16 protein-coding genes and 2 tRNA genes are annotated in these 17,619 nt (G+C 61.1%); 12 read left to right on the top strand and 6 right to left on the bottom strand.

Annotated elements, in window-relative coordinates:
- Window positions 1–50: 50 nt before the first annotated feature.
- From leuA to BXA07_RS29800, 3 genes are all read right to left on the bottom strand, one after another.
- The gene (gene leuA, locus BXA07_RS19935) at window positions 51–1,757 is read right to left on the bottom strand and encodes a 2-isopropylmalate synthase (protein ID WP_076570181.1); all 1,707 of its coding nucleotides are present in this window, start codon (window positions 1,755–1,757) and stop codon (window positions 51–53) included.
- Window positions 1,758–2,121: 364 nt separating this feature from the next.
- Window positions 2,122–2,409, bottom strand: coding sequence for a barstar family protein (locus BXA07_RS19940; protein WP_076570183.1), 288 nt, complete (start codon window positions 2,407–2,409; stop codon window positions 2,122–2,124).
- Window positions 2,406–3,068, bottom strand: coding sequence for a hypothetical protein (locus BXA07_RS29800; RefSeq protein WP_139335665.1), 663 nt, complete (start codon window positions 3,066–3,068; stop codon window positions 2,406–2,408). Before BXA07_RS29800 ends, BXA07_RS19940 begins: the two co-directional genes overlap by 4 nt.
- 166 nt (window positions 3,069–3,234) lie before the next feature.
- On the opposite strand from BXA07_RS29800, the gene BXA07_RS19950 reads away from it, so the two are divergent.
- The 6 genes from BXA07_RS19950 (at window position 3,235) to BXA07_RS19975 (ending at window position 10,410) form a co-directional block, all read left to right on the top strand.
- Window positions 3,235–4,143 carry a patatin-like phospholipase family protein gene (locus BXA07_RS19950; protein ID WP_076570185.1) on the top strand — a complete coding sequence of 303 codons (909 nt, stop codon included), beginning with the start codon at window positions 3,235–3,237 and terminating at the stop codon, window positions 4,141–4,143.
- 59 nt (window positions 4,144–4,202) lie between these two features.
- A complete protein-coding gene (locus tag BXA07_RS19955; protein WP_076570187.1) occupies window positions 4,203–4,610 on the top strand; it encodes a GlcG/HbpS family heme-binding protein in 408 nt (135 codons plus the stop codon).
- 295 nt (window positions 4,611–4,905) lie between these two features.
- Complete coding sequence (carA, locus tag BXA07_RS19960) at window positions 4,906–6,084, top strand: glutamine-hydrolyzing carbamoyl-phosphate synthase small subunit (protein ID WP_071077946.1); 1,179 nt, start codon at window positions 4,906–4,908, stop codon at window positions 6,082–6,084.
- Window positions 6,077–9,313: a carbamoyl-phosphate synthase large subunit gene (gene carB, locus BXA07_RS19965; protein WP_076570189.1), complete on the top strand. Its 3,237-nt coding sequence runs from the start codon at window positions 6,077–6,079 to the stop codon at window positions 9,311–9,313. The genes carA and carB overlap by 8 nt, the downstream gene beginning before the upstream one ends.
- A 171-nt stretch (window positions 9,314–9,484) precedes the next feature.
- Window positions 9,485–9,961, top strand: coding sequence for a transcription elongation factor GreA (gene greA, locus BXA07_RS19970; RefSeq protein ID WP_034757428.1), 477 nt, complete (start codon window positions 9,485–9,487; stop codon window positions 9,959–9,961).
- On the top strand, window positions 9,961–10,410 hold the full coding sequence (locus BXA07_RS19975; protein ID WP_170909694.1) for a DUF4149 domain-containing protein: 450 nt from the start codon (window positions 9,961–9,963) through the stop codon (window positions 10,408–10,410). Before greA ends, BXA07_RS19975 begins: the two co-directional genes overlap by 1 nt.
- 106 nt (window positions 10,411–10,516) lie before the next feature.
- On the opposite strand, the gene BXA07_RS19980 is transcribed toward BXA07_RS19975, so the two are convergent.
- Window positions 10,517–10,987 (bottom strand): YhbY family RNA-binding protein, encoded by a 471-nt coding sequence (locus BXA07_RS19980; RefSeq protein WP_010397237.1) that lies wholly within the window; start codon window positions 10,985–10,987, stop codon window positions 10,517–10,519.
- A 42-nt stretch (window positions 10,988–11,029) separates the two neighbouring features.
- Here BXA07_RS19980 and BXA07_RS19985 point away from each other — a divergent pair, with 42 nt between their 5' ends.
- The 6 genes from BXA07_RS19985 to BXA07_RS20010 all read left to right on the top strand — a co-directional run bounded on the left by BXA07_RS19985 (window position 11,030) and on the right by BXA07_RS20010 (window position 16,486).
- Window positions 11,030–11,713 (top strand): RlmE family RNA methyltransferase, encoded by a 684-nt coding sequence (locus BXA07_RS19985; protein WP_076570192.1) that lies wholly within the window; start codon window positions 11,030–11,032, stop codon window positions 11,711–11,713.
- Window positions 11,714–11,916: 203 nt separating this feature from the next.
- Window positions 11,917–13,797: an ATP-dependent zinc metalloprotease FtsH gene (gene ftsH / locus BXA07_RS19990; RefSeq protein WP_076570194.1), complete on the top strand. Its 1,881-nt coding sequence runs from the start codon at window positions 11,917–11,919 to the stop codon at window positions 13,795–13,797.
- A 106-nt stretch (window positions 13,798–13,903) separates the two neighbouring features.
- Entirely contained in the window at window positions 13,904–14,737 is an 834-nt protein-coding gene (gene folP / locus BXA07_RS19995) for a dihydropteroate synthase (RefSeq protein WP_076570195.1), read from the top strand.
- Between the two features lie 39 nt (window positions 14,738–14,776).
- Window positions 14,777–16,114: a phosphoglucosamine mutase gene (gene glmM, locus BXA07_RS20000; protein WP_076570197.1), complete on the top strand. Its 1,338-nt coding sequence runs from the start codon at window positions 14,777–14,779 to the stop codon at window positions 16,112–16,114.
- A gap of 127 nt (window positions 16,115–16,241) precedes the next feature.
- Window positions 16,242–16,318 (top strand) — tRNA-Pro (locus BXA07_RS20005).
- Window positions 16,319–16,411: 93 nt separating this feature from the next.
- Window positions 16,412–16,486, top strand: a tRNA-Arg gene (locus BXA07_RS20010).
- Between the two features lie 71 nt (window positions 16,487–16,557).
- On the opposite strand, the gene BXA07_RS20015 is transcribed toward BXA07_RS20010, so the two are convergent.
- Window positions 16,558–16,737: a hypothetical protein gene (locus tag BXA07_RS20015; protein WP_076570198.1), complete on the bottom strand. Its 180-nt coding sequence runs from the start codon at window positions 16,735–16,737 to the stop codon at window positions 16,558–16,560.
- 171 nt (window positions 16,738–16,908) lie between these two features.
- Window positions 16,909–17,475, bottom strand: coding sequence for a PEP-CTERM sorting domain-containing protein (locus BXA07_RS31390; RefSeq protein WP_244556344.1), 567 nt, complete (start codon window positions 17,473–17,475; stop codon window positions 16,909–16,911).
- Window positions 17,476–17,619 lie beyond the last annotated feature (144 nt).

The raw sequence follows: 17,619 nt of genomic DNA on the forward strand, positions 1-17,619 counted from the left end.
GAGATCAAGCCGTACCGCTTTTTTTCCCTGTGCGAGAGGGAGATTTATCCTTAGGCAGCGCTGGCGGCCACATCGGCCGCTGTTGTTTTTTCGGCTTCCGTCTGCTTGATGCGGCGGTTCACGGCCGACAGCACGGCCTTGAACGAGGCGGTGACGATATTGCTGTCGATGGCGGCGCCGAACAGGGTCGGACCGTTGTCGAGGCGCAATTCGACGTAGCACGCCGCTTGCGCGTTGGCGCCGGAGCTGATCGAGTGCTCATGGTAGTCCATCAGCTTGATGTCGAGACCGAGCGCATTGACGAAAGCGTCGATGGGGCCGTTGCCGCCGCCTTGCAGGGCCAGCGGCGTCTGGCGGTGCGACAGGCTGATATCGATCTGCACGGACTCGTCGCTGCTCGTGTCTTCCACCATGCGGTGCGACGCGTAGGCGTACGGCGCCGTCTGCTCCAGGTATTCCTTCTGGAAGATTGCATGGATATCCTGCGCGGCGATTTCGCGGCCCGTGGCGTCGGCCACGGCTTGCACGGCGCGCGAGAATTCGATCTGCAGGCGGCGCGGCAAGACCAGGCCGTATTCCTGTTCCAGCAGATATGCCATGCCGCCCTTGCCGGACTGGCTGTTGACGCGGATCACGGCGTCATAGCTGCGGCCCAGGTCGGCCGGGTCGATCGGCAGGTAGGGCACTTCCCAGATGCTGTCCGGTTGCTGTTTGGCAAAACCTTTCTTGATGGCATCCTGGTGCGAGCCGGAGAAGGCCGTGAACACCAGGTCGCCCGCATACGGGTGGCGCGGGTGGACGGGCAGCTGGTTGCACTCTTCCACGCACTTGCGCACGGTGTCGATGTCGGAGAAATCCAGGCCCGGATGCACGCCCTGCGTGTACAAGTTCATCGCCAACGTGACCAGGTCGACGTTGCCCGTGCGCTCGCCATTGCCGAACAAGCAACCTTCCACGCGGTCGGCGCCCGCCATCACGGCCAGCTCGGCCGAGGCGACGGCCGTGCCGCGGTCGTTATGCGGGTGCACGCTGATGATGATGGAATCGCGGCGCGCCAGCTTGCGCGACATCCATTCGATCTGGTCCGCATACACATTGGGCGTGCTGCATTCGACGGTCGAGGGCAGGTTGATGATCATCTTGTTGGCGGGCGTCGGCTTCCAGATGGCGCTGACGGCGTCGCAGATGTGCTTGGAGAAATCGAGTTCCGTCGTCGAGAACGATTCCGGCGTGTATTCAAAACCCCATTCCGTTTCCGGATGCTGGGCCACCAGCTGTTTGACCAGGGTGGTGCCGGTGGTGGCGATCTGCGTGATTTCTTCGCGCGACATGCCGAACACGACCTTGCGGAACACGGGCGCCACGGAGTTGTACAGGTGGACGATGGCGCGCTTGGCGCCGACGACGGACTCCACTGTGCGGCGGATCAATTCTTCGCGCGACTGTGTCAGCACGATGATGGTGACGTCGTCCGGGATGCGGCCTTCATCGACGAGCTTGCGCACGAAGTCGAAATCCGTCTGCGATGCCGATGGGAAGCCCACTTCGATTTCCTTCAGGCCGATGGCGATCAGCATCTCGAAGAACCGCAGCTTCTTTTCCGCGCTCATCGGCTCGATCAAGGACTGGTTGCCGTCGCGCAAGTCGGTGCTCATCCAGATGGGCGGCTTGCTGATGATCTGGTTCGGCCATTGACGGTCGGTCAATTTAATTGGAGGAAAGGCGCGGTATTTGGAAGCTGGGTTTTGCAACATCATGATCGGGTACTCCTGAAGATAGGGGGAAATCAATGGTTGTGGCGCAAGCTTGCCGGGCGGCCACGCAACACTAGGCCAGGCAAGCGATCGGTAGCGGTAGCAGTGCGGCCGCGATGCCGGCAGGGGCGGTCGCAGCGGGGATTACGTGTACGTATGGGGATGGTGCAAACATCATCAAACCTTCCAGGGTTTTTGAAACACGCCGGCGTGTGGCCAGGCGAAGCAATGCGGCAAACTTATGCGCGTGCTAGTAGTAGTCGCGATAGCGACAGCAGGGAAGGGGAGGAATGTTTGAAGGAGGACATGCATCCAATGTAAGGGAAGTGGGGCGCGGCTGTCAAGCGTTTCCTGGCGCCGCCCTGTGTCACACGTACTGCACTTGCGCCGCCTGGGCCGGCATGTCCTGCGCCATGCGCGCCAGGATGCGCTGCAAGGTGGCCGCATCGTGGGGCAGGCGTGCCGCGAAGGCTGGCCAGCCGCGCAGCTCCAGCTGTTGCGGCATGTCTACCAGGCCCGTGATGGCATCGTGGAATGCATCCCAGTTCAAGCCGTAGAAGGAGGGGAAGCCCAGCGCGGCCGCCAGCGCCGCGTGCAGCTGGCGCGGCGTATTGATCTCGCTCAAGTCGATCATCACCAGGGCCGGTCGATTCACAGTATGCCCTTGAGCAGGTTCTGCAGGTTTTGCCGCATGCCGCCGACCACTGCCTCATGTTGTTCCAGGATGGCGGATGCATCCTGGAGCGGTGCCGGGTCCAGGTACAGGCGCGGCAAGTCGGCCACGGCCACGCCGCGTGGGCCGCCGCGCAGGATCTCGTCCACGTGCTTGTTGATCGAGGCGATGGCCGCCTGGATGCGCGGCGTGGAAGATGCCGCCAGGCAGGCGGCCAGCGCCGCGTCGAGTTCGGCGCGCGCGGGCGCCTGCGGCAGCACGGGGGCGGCGATCTGTTCCAGCGGCGACATGTTGACGGCCGGCTTGCGGTACGCGAGCAAGGCATCGAGCGCCATCAGCCGGTGTGCGCCGCCGCGTTGCAGCCAGTCAGCGATTTGCGGCCAGGGCGTGCCCAGCAGGGCCGCCGCCACGCCCCATTGCCCCGCCACGGGCGAGCCGACATTGGTCTCCAGCCAGGCGATGGCGGCCGGATTGCCCGTGTAGGCCAGCAGGGTGGCGTTCGACGAGCGCAGCGCTGGCGCCTGCGTGGCGAGGATGGCGCCCAGCCAGGCGAGGGCGCCGTCGGGCGGCTGCTGCGATAACTGTTGCGCAAATGGTTCGCCCAGGGCGCGGCTGTCGGCAAATTGCAATGGGTCTGGCATGTGGGATGGCGAGTATGGAAACAGGCGCCAGTCTAGCAGCCGGCGTGGCGCGCACGAACCTTGTCACAATAAACATTTAAGGCCGCCTTCAGTGCGGCCGGCCTCGCTTGCGCTACAATCGGCTCTCCTTAGTTGCCACTGCCGCGCGCGGTTTCCCCTCTCCACCATGTTCCCTAAACGCCTGACCCTGCTTGCCCTGGCCGCCTTCGTGCTGGCCGGCTGCGATACCACCGCCCCGAAACCCGTACAAGTATTGACGCCGCCCGAACCCGTCGTCGCTCCCCGCAAGATCAAGATCGGCCTGGCCCTGGGCGGCGGCGCGGCGCGCGGCTTCGCGCACATCGGCGTGATCAAGGCGCTCGAATCGCAGGGCATTCACGCCGACATCGTCACCGGGACCAGCGCCGGCAGCGTCGTGGGCGCCCTGTACGCGGCGGGTAACTCGGGCTTCGCCCTGCAAAAGATGGCATTTGACATGGACGAGGCGGCCATTTCCGACTGGGCCTTGCCCCTGTTCGGCAAGTCGTCCGGCGTGCTCAAGGGCGAGGCGCTGCAAAGCTATGTCAACAAGGCGGTCGGCGGCGTACCGCTGGAAAAACTCAAGATTCCATTCGGCGTGGTGGCGACCGATTTGAAAAATGGCCAGCCGATCCTGTTCCAGCGCGGCAACACCGGCATGGCCGTGCGCGCCTCGTCGGCCGTGCCGGGCGTGTTCCAGCCCGTGACGATCGCCGGCCACACCTATGTCGACGGCGGACTCGTCGCTCCCGTGCCCGTGCGCTTTGCGCGCGACATGGGCGCTGACTTCATCATTGCCGTGAATATCTCGTCGCAAACGGATACGCAAAAAGCCATCAGCTCGATGGAAGTCATCATGCAGACCTTCGCCATCATGGGCCAGCGCATCAACCAGTTCGAACTCAAGGATGCGGACGTGGTGATTCAGCCCAGCCTGGGCACCATGAAGGGCAACGATTTCAACAGCCGCAACCAGGCCATCCTGGCGGGCGAGCAGGCGACCTTTGCCGTCATGGCGCAGCTCAAGCAAAAGCTGAAAGCCAAACGCGAGCAGTAAGCGCTAGCGCCGCTGCGCATTTCGTATACAATTTTGTTTCAACATAACAAGGATGCACCATGCAATCGAAACCGGTTTTGACCCTGGATGACGTAAAGAAAATCGCTGCCGCCGCCGAAGCGGAAGCGGTCAAGAATAACTGGGCGGTCACGATCGCCATCGTCGACGACGGCGGCCACCTGGTATGGCTGCAGCGCATGGACGGCGTGGCGCCGATCTCGTCGCACATCGCTCCATCGAAAGCCAAGACGGCCGCACTGGGCCGCCGCGAATCGCGCATCTATGAAGAGATGATCAACGGCGGCCGCGTGTCGTTCCTGAGTGCGCCGGAAATCGACGGCTTGCTCGAAGGCGGCGTGCCCATCGTGTACGACGGCCACTACGTGGGCGCCGTCGGCGTCTCGGGCGTCAAGTCGGCGGAAGATGCGCAAATCGCCAAAGCGGGCATCGCCGCGTTGACGGCCTAAGTAGTAGCCACATTTGCAGAACCAGCCGCTCCGCGCAAGCCGGGCGGCTTTTTTCATGGGGCGCCGGTTTTATGTTGCTGCGCAAAAAAATGCCGGGCTTTCTGAATTTTCTTCCTTGTGGAAAAGCTTCCTTTTGGTTATAATTCAAAGGTTTAGCCAATCACACATATACCGTAGCGACTACCCATCCCCTCATTCAAAATGACCGTTGAAACACCCTGAGTGCATCTGGCTCGGGTAACTAGGCGGTCGGTCTGACGTGGCGCAGCTACGGTAACTTTATCAGGAGTTGCCCTTGCCGCCATTTTTTTCTGGCCCTGCCGTTCCAGCCATATTAGCGCTTGCTGATGGAACGATCTTTAAAGGTTTTTCGATCGGTGCCGCCGGTCATACCACGGGCGAGGTTGTTTTCAACACCTCGATGACCGGGTATCAGGAAATCCTTACCGACCCAAGCTATTGCCGCCAGATGGTCACCCTGACCTATCCCCATATCGGCAATACGGGCGTCAATCCGGAAGACGTCGAATCTTCCAAGGTTCACGCCGCTGGCCTCATCATCCGCGATCTGCCATTGCTGGCATCCAATTTCCGTTCCACTCTCTCCCTGTCCGATTACCTGAAAGCTGAAAATATCGTCGCCATCGCCGGCATCGATACACGCAAGCTCACGCGCATCCTGCGTGAAAAAGGTGCGCAGGGCGGCGCCATCCTCGTCGGCACGCAAGGCAACGAACCGTCCGCCGCGCAAGCGCTGGAACTGGCGCGCTCCTTCCCCGGCCTGGCCGGCATGGACCTGGCCAAGGTGGTATCAAGCAAGGCTGCCTACGAGTACCGCGAAACGGAATGGACCTTGGGCGAAGGCTACGGCCAGCTGGCTGACGCGGACGCGAAATACCACGTGGTCGCCTTCGACTATGGCGTCAAGCGCAATATCCTGCGCATGCTGACGGCGCGCGGCTGCAAGGTCACCGTGCTGCCGGCGCAGGCGACGGCGGCCGACGCCCTGGCATTGAATCCGGACGGCATCTTCCTGTCGAACGGTCCCGGCGACCCGGAACCGTGCGACTACGCCATCGCGGCGACCAAGGAGCTGATCGAGAAGGGCATCCCGACCTTCGGCATCTGCCTCGGCCACCAGATCATGGCGATCGCTTCCGGCGCGAAGACGCTGAAGATGAAGTTCGGCCACCACGGCGCCAACCACCCGGTGCAGGACCTGGAAACGAAACAGGTCTTGATTACCTCGCAAAACCACGGTTTCGCAGTCGACGCGGCAACTCTGCCCGCGAATTGCCGCGTGACCCATGAATCGCTGTTCGACGGCTCCCTGCAGGGCTTTGCCCGCACGGACAAGCCGGCCTTCTGCTTCCAGGGCCACCCTGAAGCGTCGCCGGGCCCGATGGATGTTGCTTACCTGTTTGACCGCTTCATCAACTTGATGGCTGCGGAGGAGAAAAAGAAAAATGCCTAAACGTTTAGATATCAAAAGTATTCTGATTATTGGCGCTGGCCCGATCGTGATCGGCCAGGCCTGCGAATTCGATTATTCCGGCGCGCAAGCGTGCAAGGCCCTGCGCGAAGAGGGCTATAAAGTCATCCTGGTCAACAGCAATCCTGCGACCATCATGACAGACCCGGAAATGGCCGACGTCACCTATATCGAACCGATCACCTGGTCGGTCGTTGAACGCATCATCGCCAAGGAGCGTCCTGACGCCATCCTGCCGACGATGGGCGGCCAGACGGCGCTGAACTGCGCGCTGGACCTGTTCAACAATGGCGTGCTGGCGAAATACAACGTCGAGCTGATCGGCGCGTCGCCGGAAGCCATCGACAAGGCGGAAGACCGTGCCAAGTTCAAGGACGCGATGACCAAGATCGGCCTCGGTTCGGCACGCTCGGGCGTGGCGCACTCGATGGAAGAATCGTGGGCCGTGCAGCGCACCCTGGGCTTCCCCACCATCATCCGTCCATCGTTCACCATGGGCGGCTCCGGCGGCGGCATCGCCTACAACGAAGAAGAATTCGAAACCATCTGCAAGCGCGGCCTGGAAGCATCGCCGACGAAAGAACTGCTGATCGAAGAATCGTTGCTGGGCTGGAAAGAGTACGAGATGGAAGTGGTGCGCGACAAGGCGGACAACTGCATCATCATCTGCTCGATCGAAAACCTCGACCCGATGGGCGTGCACACGGGCGACTCCATCACGGTGGCGCCGGCACAAACGCTGACGGACAAGGAATACCAGATCATGCGCAATGCTTCGCTGGCAGTGCTGCGCGAGATCGGCGTCGACACGGGTGGTTCGAACGTGCAATTCTCGATCAACCCCGTCGATGGCCGCATGATCGTCATCGAGATGAACCCGCGCGTGTCGCGTTCGTCGGCGCTGGCATCGAAAGCGACGGGTTTCCCGATCGCCAAGATCGCCGCCAAGCTGGCCGTCGGTTTCACCCTTGACGAGCTGCGCAATGAAATCACGGGCGGCGCCACGCCGGCATCGTTCGAACCGTCGATCGATTACGTCGTCACGAAGATCCCCCGTTTCACGTTCGAGAAATTCCCGACCGCCGACGACCACCTGACGACGCAGATGAAATCCGTCGGCGAAGTGATGGCCATCGGCCGTACCTTCCAGGAATCGTTCCAGAAAGCCTTGCGCGGCCTGGAAGTGGGCGTGGACGGCATGAACGAAAAGACCAAGGACCGCGAAAAGATCGAAGAGGAACTGGGCGAGCCCGGTCCCGAGCGCATCTGGTACGTGGGCGACGCGTTTGCCCAGGGTTTCACTTTGGAAGAAGTGCACCAGCTCACCAAGATCGACCCATGGTTCCTGATCCAGATCAAGGAAATCGTCGACCTGGAACTGTGGCTGGACACGCAGAAGCTGGAAAACCTGGACAAGAATACCCTGTACAAGTTGAAACAGAAGGGCTTCTCGGACCGCCGCCTGGGCTTTTTGCTGCAGACGACCGACACGGCCGTGCGCCAGCAGCGCCATGCGCTGGGCATCCGTCCCGTCTACAAGCGCGTCGACACCTGCGCGGCCGAGTTCTCGACCGACACGGCGTACATGTATTCCACGTACGACGAAGAGTGCGAGTCGAATCCGACCGACAAGAAAAAGATCATGGTGCTGGGCGGTGGCCCGAACCGTATCGGCCAGGGCATCGAGTTTGACTATTGCTGCGTCCACGCTGCCCTCGCCATGCGCGAAGACGGCTACGAGACCATCATGGTCAATTGCAACCCGGAAACGGTTTCCACCGATTACGATACGTCGGACCGCCTGTACTTCGAATCCCTGACCCTGGAAGACGTGCTGGAAATCGTCGCCATCGAAAAACCGGTCGGCGTGATCGTGCAGTACGGCGGCCAGACCCCGCTGAAACTGGCGCTGGACCTGGAAGCGAATGGCGTGCCCATCATCGGCACCTCGCCCGACATGATCGACGCGGCCGAAGACCGCGAGCGTTTCCAGCAGATGCTGCACAAGCTGGAACTGCGCCAGCCGCCTAACCGCACGGCGCGCACGGAAGCCGACGCCCTGGCGCTGGCGCAGGAGATCGGCTACCCGCTGGTGGTGCGTCCATCGTACGTGCTGGGCGGGCGCGCCATGGAAATCGTCCATGAGCAACGCGACCTCGAGCGCTACATGCGCGAAGCCGTCAAGGTCTCGCACGATTCGCCGGTATTGCTGGACCGCTTCCTGAACGACGCCATCGAGTGCGACGTCGATTGCATCTCCGACGGTGAAACGACGTTCATCGGCGGCGTGATGGAACACATCGAACAGGCTGGCGTGCACTCGGGCGACTCGGCTTGCTCCTTGCCGCCATACTCGCTGGCAGCGGAAACCATTGAAGAACTGAAACGCCAGACGGCGCTGATGGCCAAGGGTCTGAACGTGGTCGGCCTGATGAACGTGCAGTTCGCGATCCAGAAACAGGAGATCGACGGCCAGCTGAAAGACGTCGTCTTCGTGCTGGAAGTCAATCCACGCGCCTCGCGCACCGTGCCTTTCGTGTCGAAAGCCACCGGCCTGCAACTGGCGAAGATCGCCGCGCGCTGCATGGTCGGCCAGTCGCTGGCGTCGCAAGGCATCACGCAGGAAGTCGTGCCGCCATATTTCAGCGTCAAGGAAGCCGTGTTCCCGTTCGTCAAGTTCCCGGGCGTGGACACCATCCTCGGCCCTGAAATGAAATCGACGGGCGAAGTCATGGGCGTGGGCCTGACGTTCGGCGAAGCGTTTGTGAAATCGCAACTGGGCGCCGGCGTGAACCTGCCAAAATCGGGCAAGGTCTTCATCAGCGTGAAAGCGTCGGACAAGCCGCGCGCCGTGCAAGTGGCGCGCGACCTGGTCGAGTCCGGTTTCACCGTGGTCGCCACCAAGGGCACGGCCGCCGTGATCGCGGCTGCCGGCATCGCCGTCACGCCAGTGAACAAGGTGATCGAAGGCCGTCCGCACATCGTCGACATGATCAAGAACCATGAAATCGTGCTGGTGATCAACACCGTGGAAGAAAAACGCAGCGCCATCGTCGATTCGCGGGCCATCCGCACGTCGGCCCTGGCGTCGCGCGTGACGACCTACACGACCATCGCCGGCGCGGAAGCGGCCGTCGAAGGCATCCGCCATCTGGATGAGTTGCGCGTCTACGATCTGCAAGGCCTGCACAAGACCCTGCAGCAAGCCTGATAGTCCGCGTGTGATTTGCAGTGGCCGCCGTTAGGCGGTACACTGCATGCTTATCAACCACAGAGTTCCGTGCAGAGCAGCGCGCGGCCTCTGTGGTTTTCACTTGGTAAGTCCGTTCAGCGTGACAAAACACGGCAACGGCGCCGATAACTAGCAGATAGTAGAGATAACATGACCTCAGTCCCATTGACCAAATACGGCGCAGAACTCCTGAAGGAAGAGCTGCATCATTTGAAGACCAAGGAACGCCGCATCGTCATCGATGCGATCGCCGAAGCGCGTTCGCACGGAGATTTGTCGGAAAACGCCGAGTACGATGCCGCCAAGGAACGCCAGGCTTTCGTCGAAGGCCGCATCGCCGAACTCGAAGGCAAGCTGGGCGCAGCGCAAATCATCGACCCGACCGCGCTGGACGCGGAAGGCCGCGTGGTGTTTGCCTCGACCGTGAACCTGGAAGACCTGGAATCGGGCCAGAAAGTGACGTACCAGATCGTCGGTCTCGATGAAGCCGACCTGAAAATGAACAAGGTGTCCGTGACCTCGCCAATCGCCCGCGCGCTGATCGGCAAGTACGCCGGCGACGTGGTGGAAGTGCAGGCGCCGTCCGGCCCGCGCGAATACGAAATCCTGGAAGTACTGTACATCTGATGCTGACGCGCCTGCGCATCCTCGTCGCCACCCTGTGGGCGGGCAGCCTGTGGACCATCGGCTTCATCGTGGCGCCCACGCTGTTCGGCACCCTGGGCGATCGCGTGTTGGCAGGCAATATTGCCGGCAGCATGTTCCGCGCCGAGGCCTGGCTGTCCATCGCCTGTGCGCTGATTCTGCTGGCCTTGCTGCAATGGGCGCCCGGCGCGCTGGAACTCAAGCGCCGCCGCCTCCTGGGGGCGCTGGTGCTGTCCATGCTCGTGTGCGCGCTGCTCAGCCATTTCGGCATCACGCCGCTGATGGCCGAACTCAAGGCGCAAGCGCAGGGTTCCTCCGGCATCATGGACGAGGCCATGCGCAGCCGCTTCGGCATGCTGCATGGCGTGTCGACCATGATCTTTGCCGTGCAGAGCCTGCTGGCGGGCGTATTGATCTGGAAACAACAGTAACTTGATGTAAGTAAAGAAATCGCATGAAAAAAGCGGAGCAGGGGATATCCCGTGCTCCGCTTCTTGTTTCAAGCCCGGCCGCCTTGCGGTGGCCGGGTGAACAGGCTTACTTGCTGCCCAGTGCGCTTTTCTTGGCGCTCTTCTGACGTGGCTTGGCACGCTTGATGGAACCGCCTTCGGTAACGCGCTCATTGCCCTTGATCATGACTTTCGTCACGCTGGGGCGCTTGGTGCCGCTGGCGCTGGCCTTGACGATGGTCACTTCGCGCATGCCTTTGCCGGCGCTGACCTTCTCCTTAACCACTTCTTTTTTCGGACGGTAGATTACCAGCAGTTTGCCTATATGTTGTACCGGGGCGGCGCCGAGATTGCCGCAAATCGTATCGTACATTCCGACGCGGGCTTCGCGGTCGTCGCCGAACACGCGGACTTTAATCAGGCCGTGCGAATCCAGGCCAAGGTCGATCTCTTTGAGGACAGCAGGTGTCAAGCCCGCTTCGCCAATGATGACGATAGGCTTCAGCGCGTGTGCTTCGGCGCGCAGTGCGCTGCGCTCTACGGGTGTAAGTTTTAGCATAATAATATTTAGTAATTCCCTTAAAAGCAGTATTCTACGCGAATGGCAAAGAAGAAATTAAACAAAAACTGGTTGCACGACCACATAAATGATCCTTATGTGAAGTTGGCGCAAAAAGAGGGCTACCGCGCCCGGGCAGCATACAAGCTCAAAGAAATCGATGAAGACGAAAAACTGATCAAACCTGGCCAGGTGATTGTCGACCTGGGCTGCACTCCTGGCAGCTGGGCCCAGTACACGCGGCGCAAGCTGGCCGGCAAGGACGGCGGCGGGGTCAATGGTACCCTGATTGGCCTGGACATGCTGGAAATGGAGCCGATCGCCGATTTCCACTTCATCCAGGGCGACTTCCGCGAAGCGCGCGTGCTGCGCCAGCTGGAAGTGGTGTTGCAAGGGCGCAAAGTCGACCTGGTCCTGTCGGACATGGCGCCCAACCTGTCGGGCATCGCCACGGCGGACGCCGCGCGCATGGAGCATCTGATCGACCTGGCCATCGAATTTTCGCAATTGCATTTGAAACCATCGGGCGTATTGCTGGTGAAATGCTTTAAAGACATGGGTTTCAGCCAGATCGTGGAGAAATTCCGCGCCGAATTCAAGGTCGTGGTGCAGAAAAAACCGAAGGCCAGCCGCGATAAATCGTCGGAAATCTTCCTGATGGGACGTGGGATCAAGAATCCGTTGAAAAATGCCGTGGAAGTAGATGATTCCACTCTTGATATTTGAGCGGGAATCCGCACATGGGAACGAGAAGTGCAGTAGCGTCTGATGGTATAAAAGCCTAAATTGTTTATACTGCATTTTTTTGCGTGAACGCGACTTTTTTCGCGCGCACGGATCGGCGGGCTTTGGCACGGCCCGCTTATTGCGAGTAAAATCGTGTTTCTAGCTATAGGTAAAGAGATGCGCACTGCATCCAAGGAGTCTTCGTGAATAACATGTTTTCCAAATCTGCCATCTGGGTAGTCGTATTGCTGCTGTTGTTCATGCTGTTCAAGCAATTCGAAAGTCATGGCTCCACAGGCGGCAGCAAGGCCATCGCTTATTCCGACTTGCTGGATGAAGTCAAAGCCAAGCGTGTCAAGGATGTCGTCATCGAAGGTTCGACGATCACCGCCAAATTGATGGACGACAGCAAGGTGCGTACCACCGCCACCACCCTCGACAAGGGCCTGATCGGCGACCTGCGCGACAATGGCGTGCATTTCGATGTGCGTCCGCCCGAGGAAGCGTCTTTCCTGCAAACTATTTTTGTTTCCTGGTTCCCCATGCTGCTGTTGATCGGCGTCTGGGTCTTCTTCATGCGTCAGATGCAAGGCGGCGGCAAGGGCGGTGCATTCTCGTTCGGCAAGTCGAAGGCGCGCATGATGGATGAAGCCAGCAACACCGTCACCTTCGCCGACGTCGCCGGTTGCGACGAAGCGAAGGAAGAAGTCAACGAAGTGGTCGACTTCCTCAAGGACCCGAGCAAATTCCAGAAACTGGGCGGCCGCATTCCCCGCGGCGTGCTGATGGTCGGTCCTCCGGGCACCGGTAAAACCCTGCTGGCGCGCGCCATCGCCGGCGAAGCCAAGGTGCCGTTCTTCTCGATTTCCGGTTCCGACTTCGTGGAAATGTTCGTCGGCGTGGGCGCCTCCCGCGTGCGCGACATGTTCGAAAACGCCAAAAAGCACTCGCCGTGCATCATCTTCATCGACGAGATCGACGCTGTCGGCCGCCACCGCGGCGCCGGCATGGGCGGCGGCAATGACGAGCGCGAACAGACCTTGAACCAGTTGCTGGTCGAGATGGACGGCTTTGAAGCGAACTCCGGCGTGATCGTCGTGGCCGCCACCAACCGCGCCGACGTGCTCGACAAAGCCTTGCTGCGTCCGGGCCGTTTCGACCGCCAGGTATCCGTCGGCTTGCCCGACATCCGCGGCCGCGAACAGATCTTGAACGTGCACATGCGTAAAGTGCCTATCGGTACCGACGTGAAAGCCGATATCCTGGCCCGCGGCACCCCCGGCTTCTCGGGTGCGGACCTGGCCAACCTGGTCAACGAGGCAGCCCTGTTTGCGGCCCGCCGCAGCAAGCGCCTGGTGGAAATGATCGACTTCGAAGACGCGAAAGACAAGATCTACATGGGTCCCGAGCGTAAATCGATGATCATCCGCGAGGAAGAGCGCCGCAATACGGCATACCATGAGTCCGGTCACGCCGTCGTCGCCAAGCTGCTGCCGAAAGCCGATCCCGTGCACAAAGTGACGATCATGCCGCGCGGCTGGGCCCTGGGCCTGACCTGGCAGCTGCCGGAACACGACAATCTGTCCGCCTACAAGGACAAGATGCTGGAAGAAATTTCCATCCTGTTCGGTGGCCGCATCGCCGAAGAGATTTTCGTGGGGCAAATGTCCACCGGTGCATCGAACGACTTCTCGCGCGCCACCAAGCTGGCCCGCTCCATGGTGACCCGCTTCGGCATGTCCGACAGCATGGGCGTGATGGTCTACGAAGACAGCGAAAACGAAGGTTTCTTCGGTGGCGCCACGAAGACCATCTCGGAAGCGACCCAGCAAAAGGTCGATGCGGAAATCCGCAGCATCCTCGACAAGCAATACGCGCTGTCGCGCAAGTTGCTTGAAGAGAACCGCGACAAGGTCGAAGTCATGACCAAGGCCTTGCTGGAATGGGAAACCATTGATGCAGAGCAAATCAATGACATCATGGCCGGCCTGGAGCCGCGTCCGCCGAAAGTCATTCCGCCGCGCCGCAATGCGGGCGACAGCGGTTCGGGCGGCATCTCGCCGAACGCGACGGCGCCGGCCTGATAGCGGCCGCCCCCTGAACGGTGGCGTGCTGTAGGAAAGGGTAAGGAGCGATCCTTGCCCTTTTTCGTTGGCGTGCCAGATTTCCCTGATGACTATAAAGTTTCACATGCGACACTATTTGCAATTCGGCCGTTTCGGCTTCAACCTGTCGGGCACGCAGGCGCTGGTGATGGGCATCCTGAACATCACGCCCGATTCGTTTTCCGATGCGGGCCAGTACCAGCACCTGGAGTTTGCCTTGTCGCGTGCCGAGCAGATGATGCAGGATGGCGCCGACATCATCGACATCGGCGGCGAATCGAGCCGTCCCGGCGCGCCGCCGCTGCCGCTGCAGGACGAGTTGCAGCGCGTCATGCCGGTGCTGTACGCCTTGCGCGACTGCGGCAAGCCCCTGTCCGTCGATACCTACAAGCCGCAAGTGATGCGCGAAGCCATCCTGGCCGGCGCCGACATGATCAACGATATCAATGGTTTTCGCGCTCCGGGCGCCATCGAGGCCGTGCGGGACAGCGATTGCGCGCTGTGCATCATGCACATGCAAAGCGTGCCGCAAACCATGCAGGACCAGCCGCAATACGCAGATGTGGTGGGCGAAGTCATCGCTTTCCTGCGCGAACGCATCGCTACCATGACGGCGGCCGGCATCGACCGCGAGCGTTTGTGCGTCGATCCCGGCTTCGGCTTCGGCAAGACGGTGGAGCAGAACTACGCCTTGCTGCGCGCCACGGGCCGGCTGCGCAGCGAACTGGGCTTGCCCGTGCTGGCGGGCCTGTCGCGCAAGTCGATGGTGGGTGCCGTGACGGGCCGTCCCGTCGAGCAGCGCCTGGCCGGCAGCCTTGCCGGCGCACTTGCTGCGGTGGCGCAAGGCGCGGAAATTATCCGTGTGCATGATGTAGCGGAAACCGTCGATGCCCTGAAGGTCTGGCGCATGGCGCACTGAAGCTGTAAGATTCATTATAAACAACAAAAAGAGAAATTTATGACCCGGAAATATTTTGGTACCGATGGTATTCGCGGCCTCGTGGGCGCCGCCCCGATCACGCCTGATTTCGTCATGCGCCTCGGTTATGCGGCCGGCAAGGTGCTGGCCAAGTCGCAGGGAAGCAAGACGCGGCCGACCGTACTGATCGGCAAGGACACGCGCATTTCCGGCTACATGCTGGAAGCGGCGTTGGAAGCGGGCCTGTCGTCCGCCGGCGTGGATGTGATGCTGGCCGGCCCCATGCCGACGCCGGCCATCGCCTACCTGACGCGCGCGCTGCGCCTGTCGGCCGGCGTGGTCATTTCCGCCTCGCACAATCCCTACCATGACAATGGCATCAAGTTCTTTTCCGGCCAGGGCACCAAGCTGCCTGACAGCATGGAGCTGGAAATCGAGGCGGCGCTGGACGAGCCCATGGATTGCGTGCCGTCCGACAAGCTGGGCCGCGCCAAGCGCCTCGACGACGCCCAGGGCCGCTACATCGAATTTTGCAAGAGCAGCTTCCCGAATGAACTGGACTTGCACGGCCTGAAGATCGTCGTCGATTGCGCGCATGGCGCCGCCTACCATATCGCGCCGCACGTCTTCCACGAACTGGGCGCGGAAGTCATCGCCATCGGCAACAAGCCAGACGGCTTCAACATCAATGCGGGCTTTGGCGCCACGGCAACGGCCGCCATGGCGGCCGCCGTCGTCGAACACGGCGCCGACCTGGGCATCGCGCTCGACGGCGACGCCGACCGCCTGATCATGTGCGACGCCACGGGCCGCCTGTACAACGGCGACGAGTTGTTGTACGTCATGGTCAAGGACCGCCTGGCGACAGGCCCCGTGGCCGGCGCCGTGGGTACCCTGATGACCAATATGGCGCTGGAAGTGCTCTTCAAGGAGCAGGGCATCGGCTTTGCGCGCGCCAAGGTGGGCGACCGCTACGTGCTGGAAGTCATGAAGGAAAAGGGCTGGATACTGGGCGGCGAGGGTTCCGGCCACTTGCTGTGCCTGGACAAGCACACGACGGGCGACGGCATCGTTTCTGCGTTGCAAGTCTTGTCCGCGCTCAAGCGTAGCGGCCTGAGCCTGCAGCAATGCCTGGCCGAGCTGGTGCTGTTCCCGCAAACCCTGATCAATGTGCGCGTGGCGCCCGGTTTCGACTGGAAAAAGAATGCCGCCATGGTGGCCGAGAAGGAGCTGGTCGAGGCCGAGCTGGGTGACACGGGCCGCGTGCTGATCCGCGCCTCGGGCACGGAGCCGCTGATCCGCGTGATGGTGGAAGCGAAGGAGAAGGACAAGGCCGAGTCGATGGCGCGTCGCATCGCCGACAAGGTCGCCAGCTGAAAACGCCCCGGGCGGCATTGCACTCAGTGGCGTCAGCAAGTCTCCCCAGGCGAAAGCGATAGTTATTTCCACCTAATTCGTCTATGGCAATTGACGAAATTGTGGGGAAGCGTTATTATCTTGTCTTCGGAGTGTGGCGCAGCCCGGTAGCGCACCTGGTTTGGGACCAGGGGGTCCAAGGTTCGAATCCTTGTACTCCGACCAAAGTCATAAACGGGCTGTCAGAGATGACAGCCCGTTTTCTATTCTGCGGGGCATTCCATTGCTGGCCCGCATGCACTAAAATACTGCACCTTTCCGCCCATCGTTCAACGGATAGGACAACGGTCTTCTAAACCGTGAATGGGGGTTCGATTCCCTCTGGGCGGACCAGTCCTCGCTGGCCAGATACGCGGCGGCTTGCCGCGCTGCCATCCCTCTCTTCATTTCTGCTGCCGCCCATGTCAGGGCTGCGCACTCAGCACCACGCTCAGCAAATACAACAGCGGTACCGCGCACAGCAGCGCCGAACACATGGACATGATTTTTCGCTTGGCCAATCGCGCCAGGCGCAGCCGTTCCCGCACGGGCAGATGCTGGCGGATCACGCTGCGCGCGCGCGGCTGAAATGGTTGTTCGTGCATGAGATCTCCCTTGTCGACAGGCATGTGATGCCATCGAGCATAGCGAGGGGGATCTAAAAATGGTGTAAACAGTAGGCCAGTGGCCGCAAGCGCAGCGTAAACAAGTCACTGCAAGTCACTGGCGTTGAGGGCGGCAGAGGGCGCAGCTGCGCCCACTGCCGCCGATGACGCTTACTTCCCCTGGCGGCGGCGTGCCAGGAAGCCCAGCATGCCCAGGCCGGCGAGCAGCATGGCATAGGTTTCAGGTTCCGGCACGGCGGAGATGAAGGCCCTGTAGTTGCTCAGGTCCTTGGGCAGGCCCGCCACCGTGAAGGTGGTGCCGGCAGCCACGGGGGTGGCCCAGTGGAATACCAGTTCGCCCTGGCCGAAGTGGATGGCCAGATAGTCATAGGCGGCCGCGCTCGTATAGGAATTGACGCCGCCGCTCAAGCCTGCCGTGGTGCCGGCAGTGCAGCCCGAGGTGGGGTTGTCGCAAAACGAGACAGCGGCGCCCAGGCTGGTGCCGAAGACGCCATTGATATAGCCCTGGATGTCGGAGGGGCTTTGCGGTACCAGATTATCGTCATAATATTTCACCTGCAGCGCCGGCGATGGCGAGTAGGTCACGGTGCTGCCGGCGATGACGAAACCGCTGGCCGGTCCCACATCGACCCAGGTCGCCGCTTGCGCCGCACTTGCCAGTACGGTCATCGCGGCCAGCATGGATGCCTTGACGGCAATGCTCTTTATGCTTTTCATGAAAATCCCCTTGTGCTTGAGACAGTTGCTCCTAGAATTGGGACGCGCCCCTGCCTGCCGGGGATGTCATCCCATTGCCCGTTTTACCTATCTTTTTAGCTATTTCCTGTGCGTAGAGAGTACGCAAATGAAAGCTTACTCTTG

This window comes from Janthinobacterium sp. TND4EL3, from assembly GCF_900156175.1.
Taxonomy (GTDB): domain Bacteria; phylum Pseudomonadota; class Gammaproteobacteria; order Burkholderiales; family Burkholderiaceae_D; genus Janthinobacterium.

Bases quoted from the DNA above. Each gene is read 5' to 3' on its own strand.
- leuA (WP_076570181.1), bottom strand. From the start codon at position 1,757: ATGATGTTGCAAAACCCAGCTTCCAAATACCGCGCCTTTCCTCCAATT.
- BXA07_RS29800 (WP_139335665.1), bottom strand. From the start codon at position 3,068: ATGCCAGACCCATTGCAATTTGCCGACAGCCGCGCCCTGGGCGAACCA.
- BXA07_RS19950 (WP_076570185.1), top strand. From the start codon at position 3,235: ATGTTCCCTAAACGCCTGACCCTGCTTGCCCTGGCCGCCTTCGTGCTG.
- BXA07_RS19955 (WP_076570187.1), top strand. From the start codon at position 4,203: ATGCAATCGAAACCGGTTTTGACCCTGGATGACGTAAAGAAAATCGCT.
- carB (WP_076570189.1), top strand. From the start codon at position 6,077: ATGCCTAAACGTTTAGATATCAAAAGTATTCTGATTATTGGCGCTGGC.
- greA (WP_034757428.1), top strand. From the start codon at position 9,485: ATGACCTCAGTCCCATTGACCAAATACGGCGCAGAACTCCTGAAGGAA.
- BXA07_RS19975 (WP_170909694.1), top strand. From the start codon at position 9,961: ATGCTGACGCGCCTGCGCATCCTCGTCGCCACCCTGTGGGCGGGCAGC.
- BXA07_RS19980 (WP_010397237.1), bottom strand. From the start codon at position 10,987: ATGCTAAAACTTACACCCGTAGAGCGCAGCGCACTGCGCGCCGAAGCA.
- BXA07_RS19985 (WP_076570192.1), top strand. From the start codon at position 11,030: ATGGCAAAGAAGAAATTAAACAAAAACTGGTTGCACGACCACATAAAT.
- folP (WP_076570195.1), top strand. From the start codon at position 13,904: ATGCGACACTATTTGCAATTCGGCCGTTTCGGCTTCAACCTGTCGGGC.
- glmM (WP_076570197.1), top strand. From the start codon at position 14,777: ATGACCCGGAAATATTTTGGTACCGATGGTATTCGCGGCCTCGTGGGC.
- BXA07_RS20015 (WP_076570198.1), bottom strand. From the start codon at position 16,737: ATGCACGAACAACCATTTCAGCCGCGCGCGCGCAGCGTGATCCGCCAG.
- BXA07_RS31390 (WP_244556344.1), bottom strand. From the start codon at position 17,475: ATGAAAAGCATAAAGAGCATTGCCGTCAAGGCATCCATGCTGGCCGCG.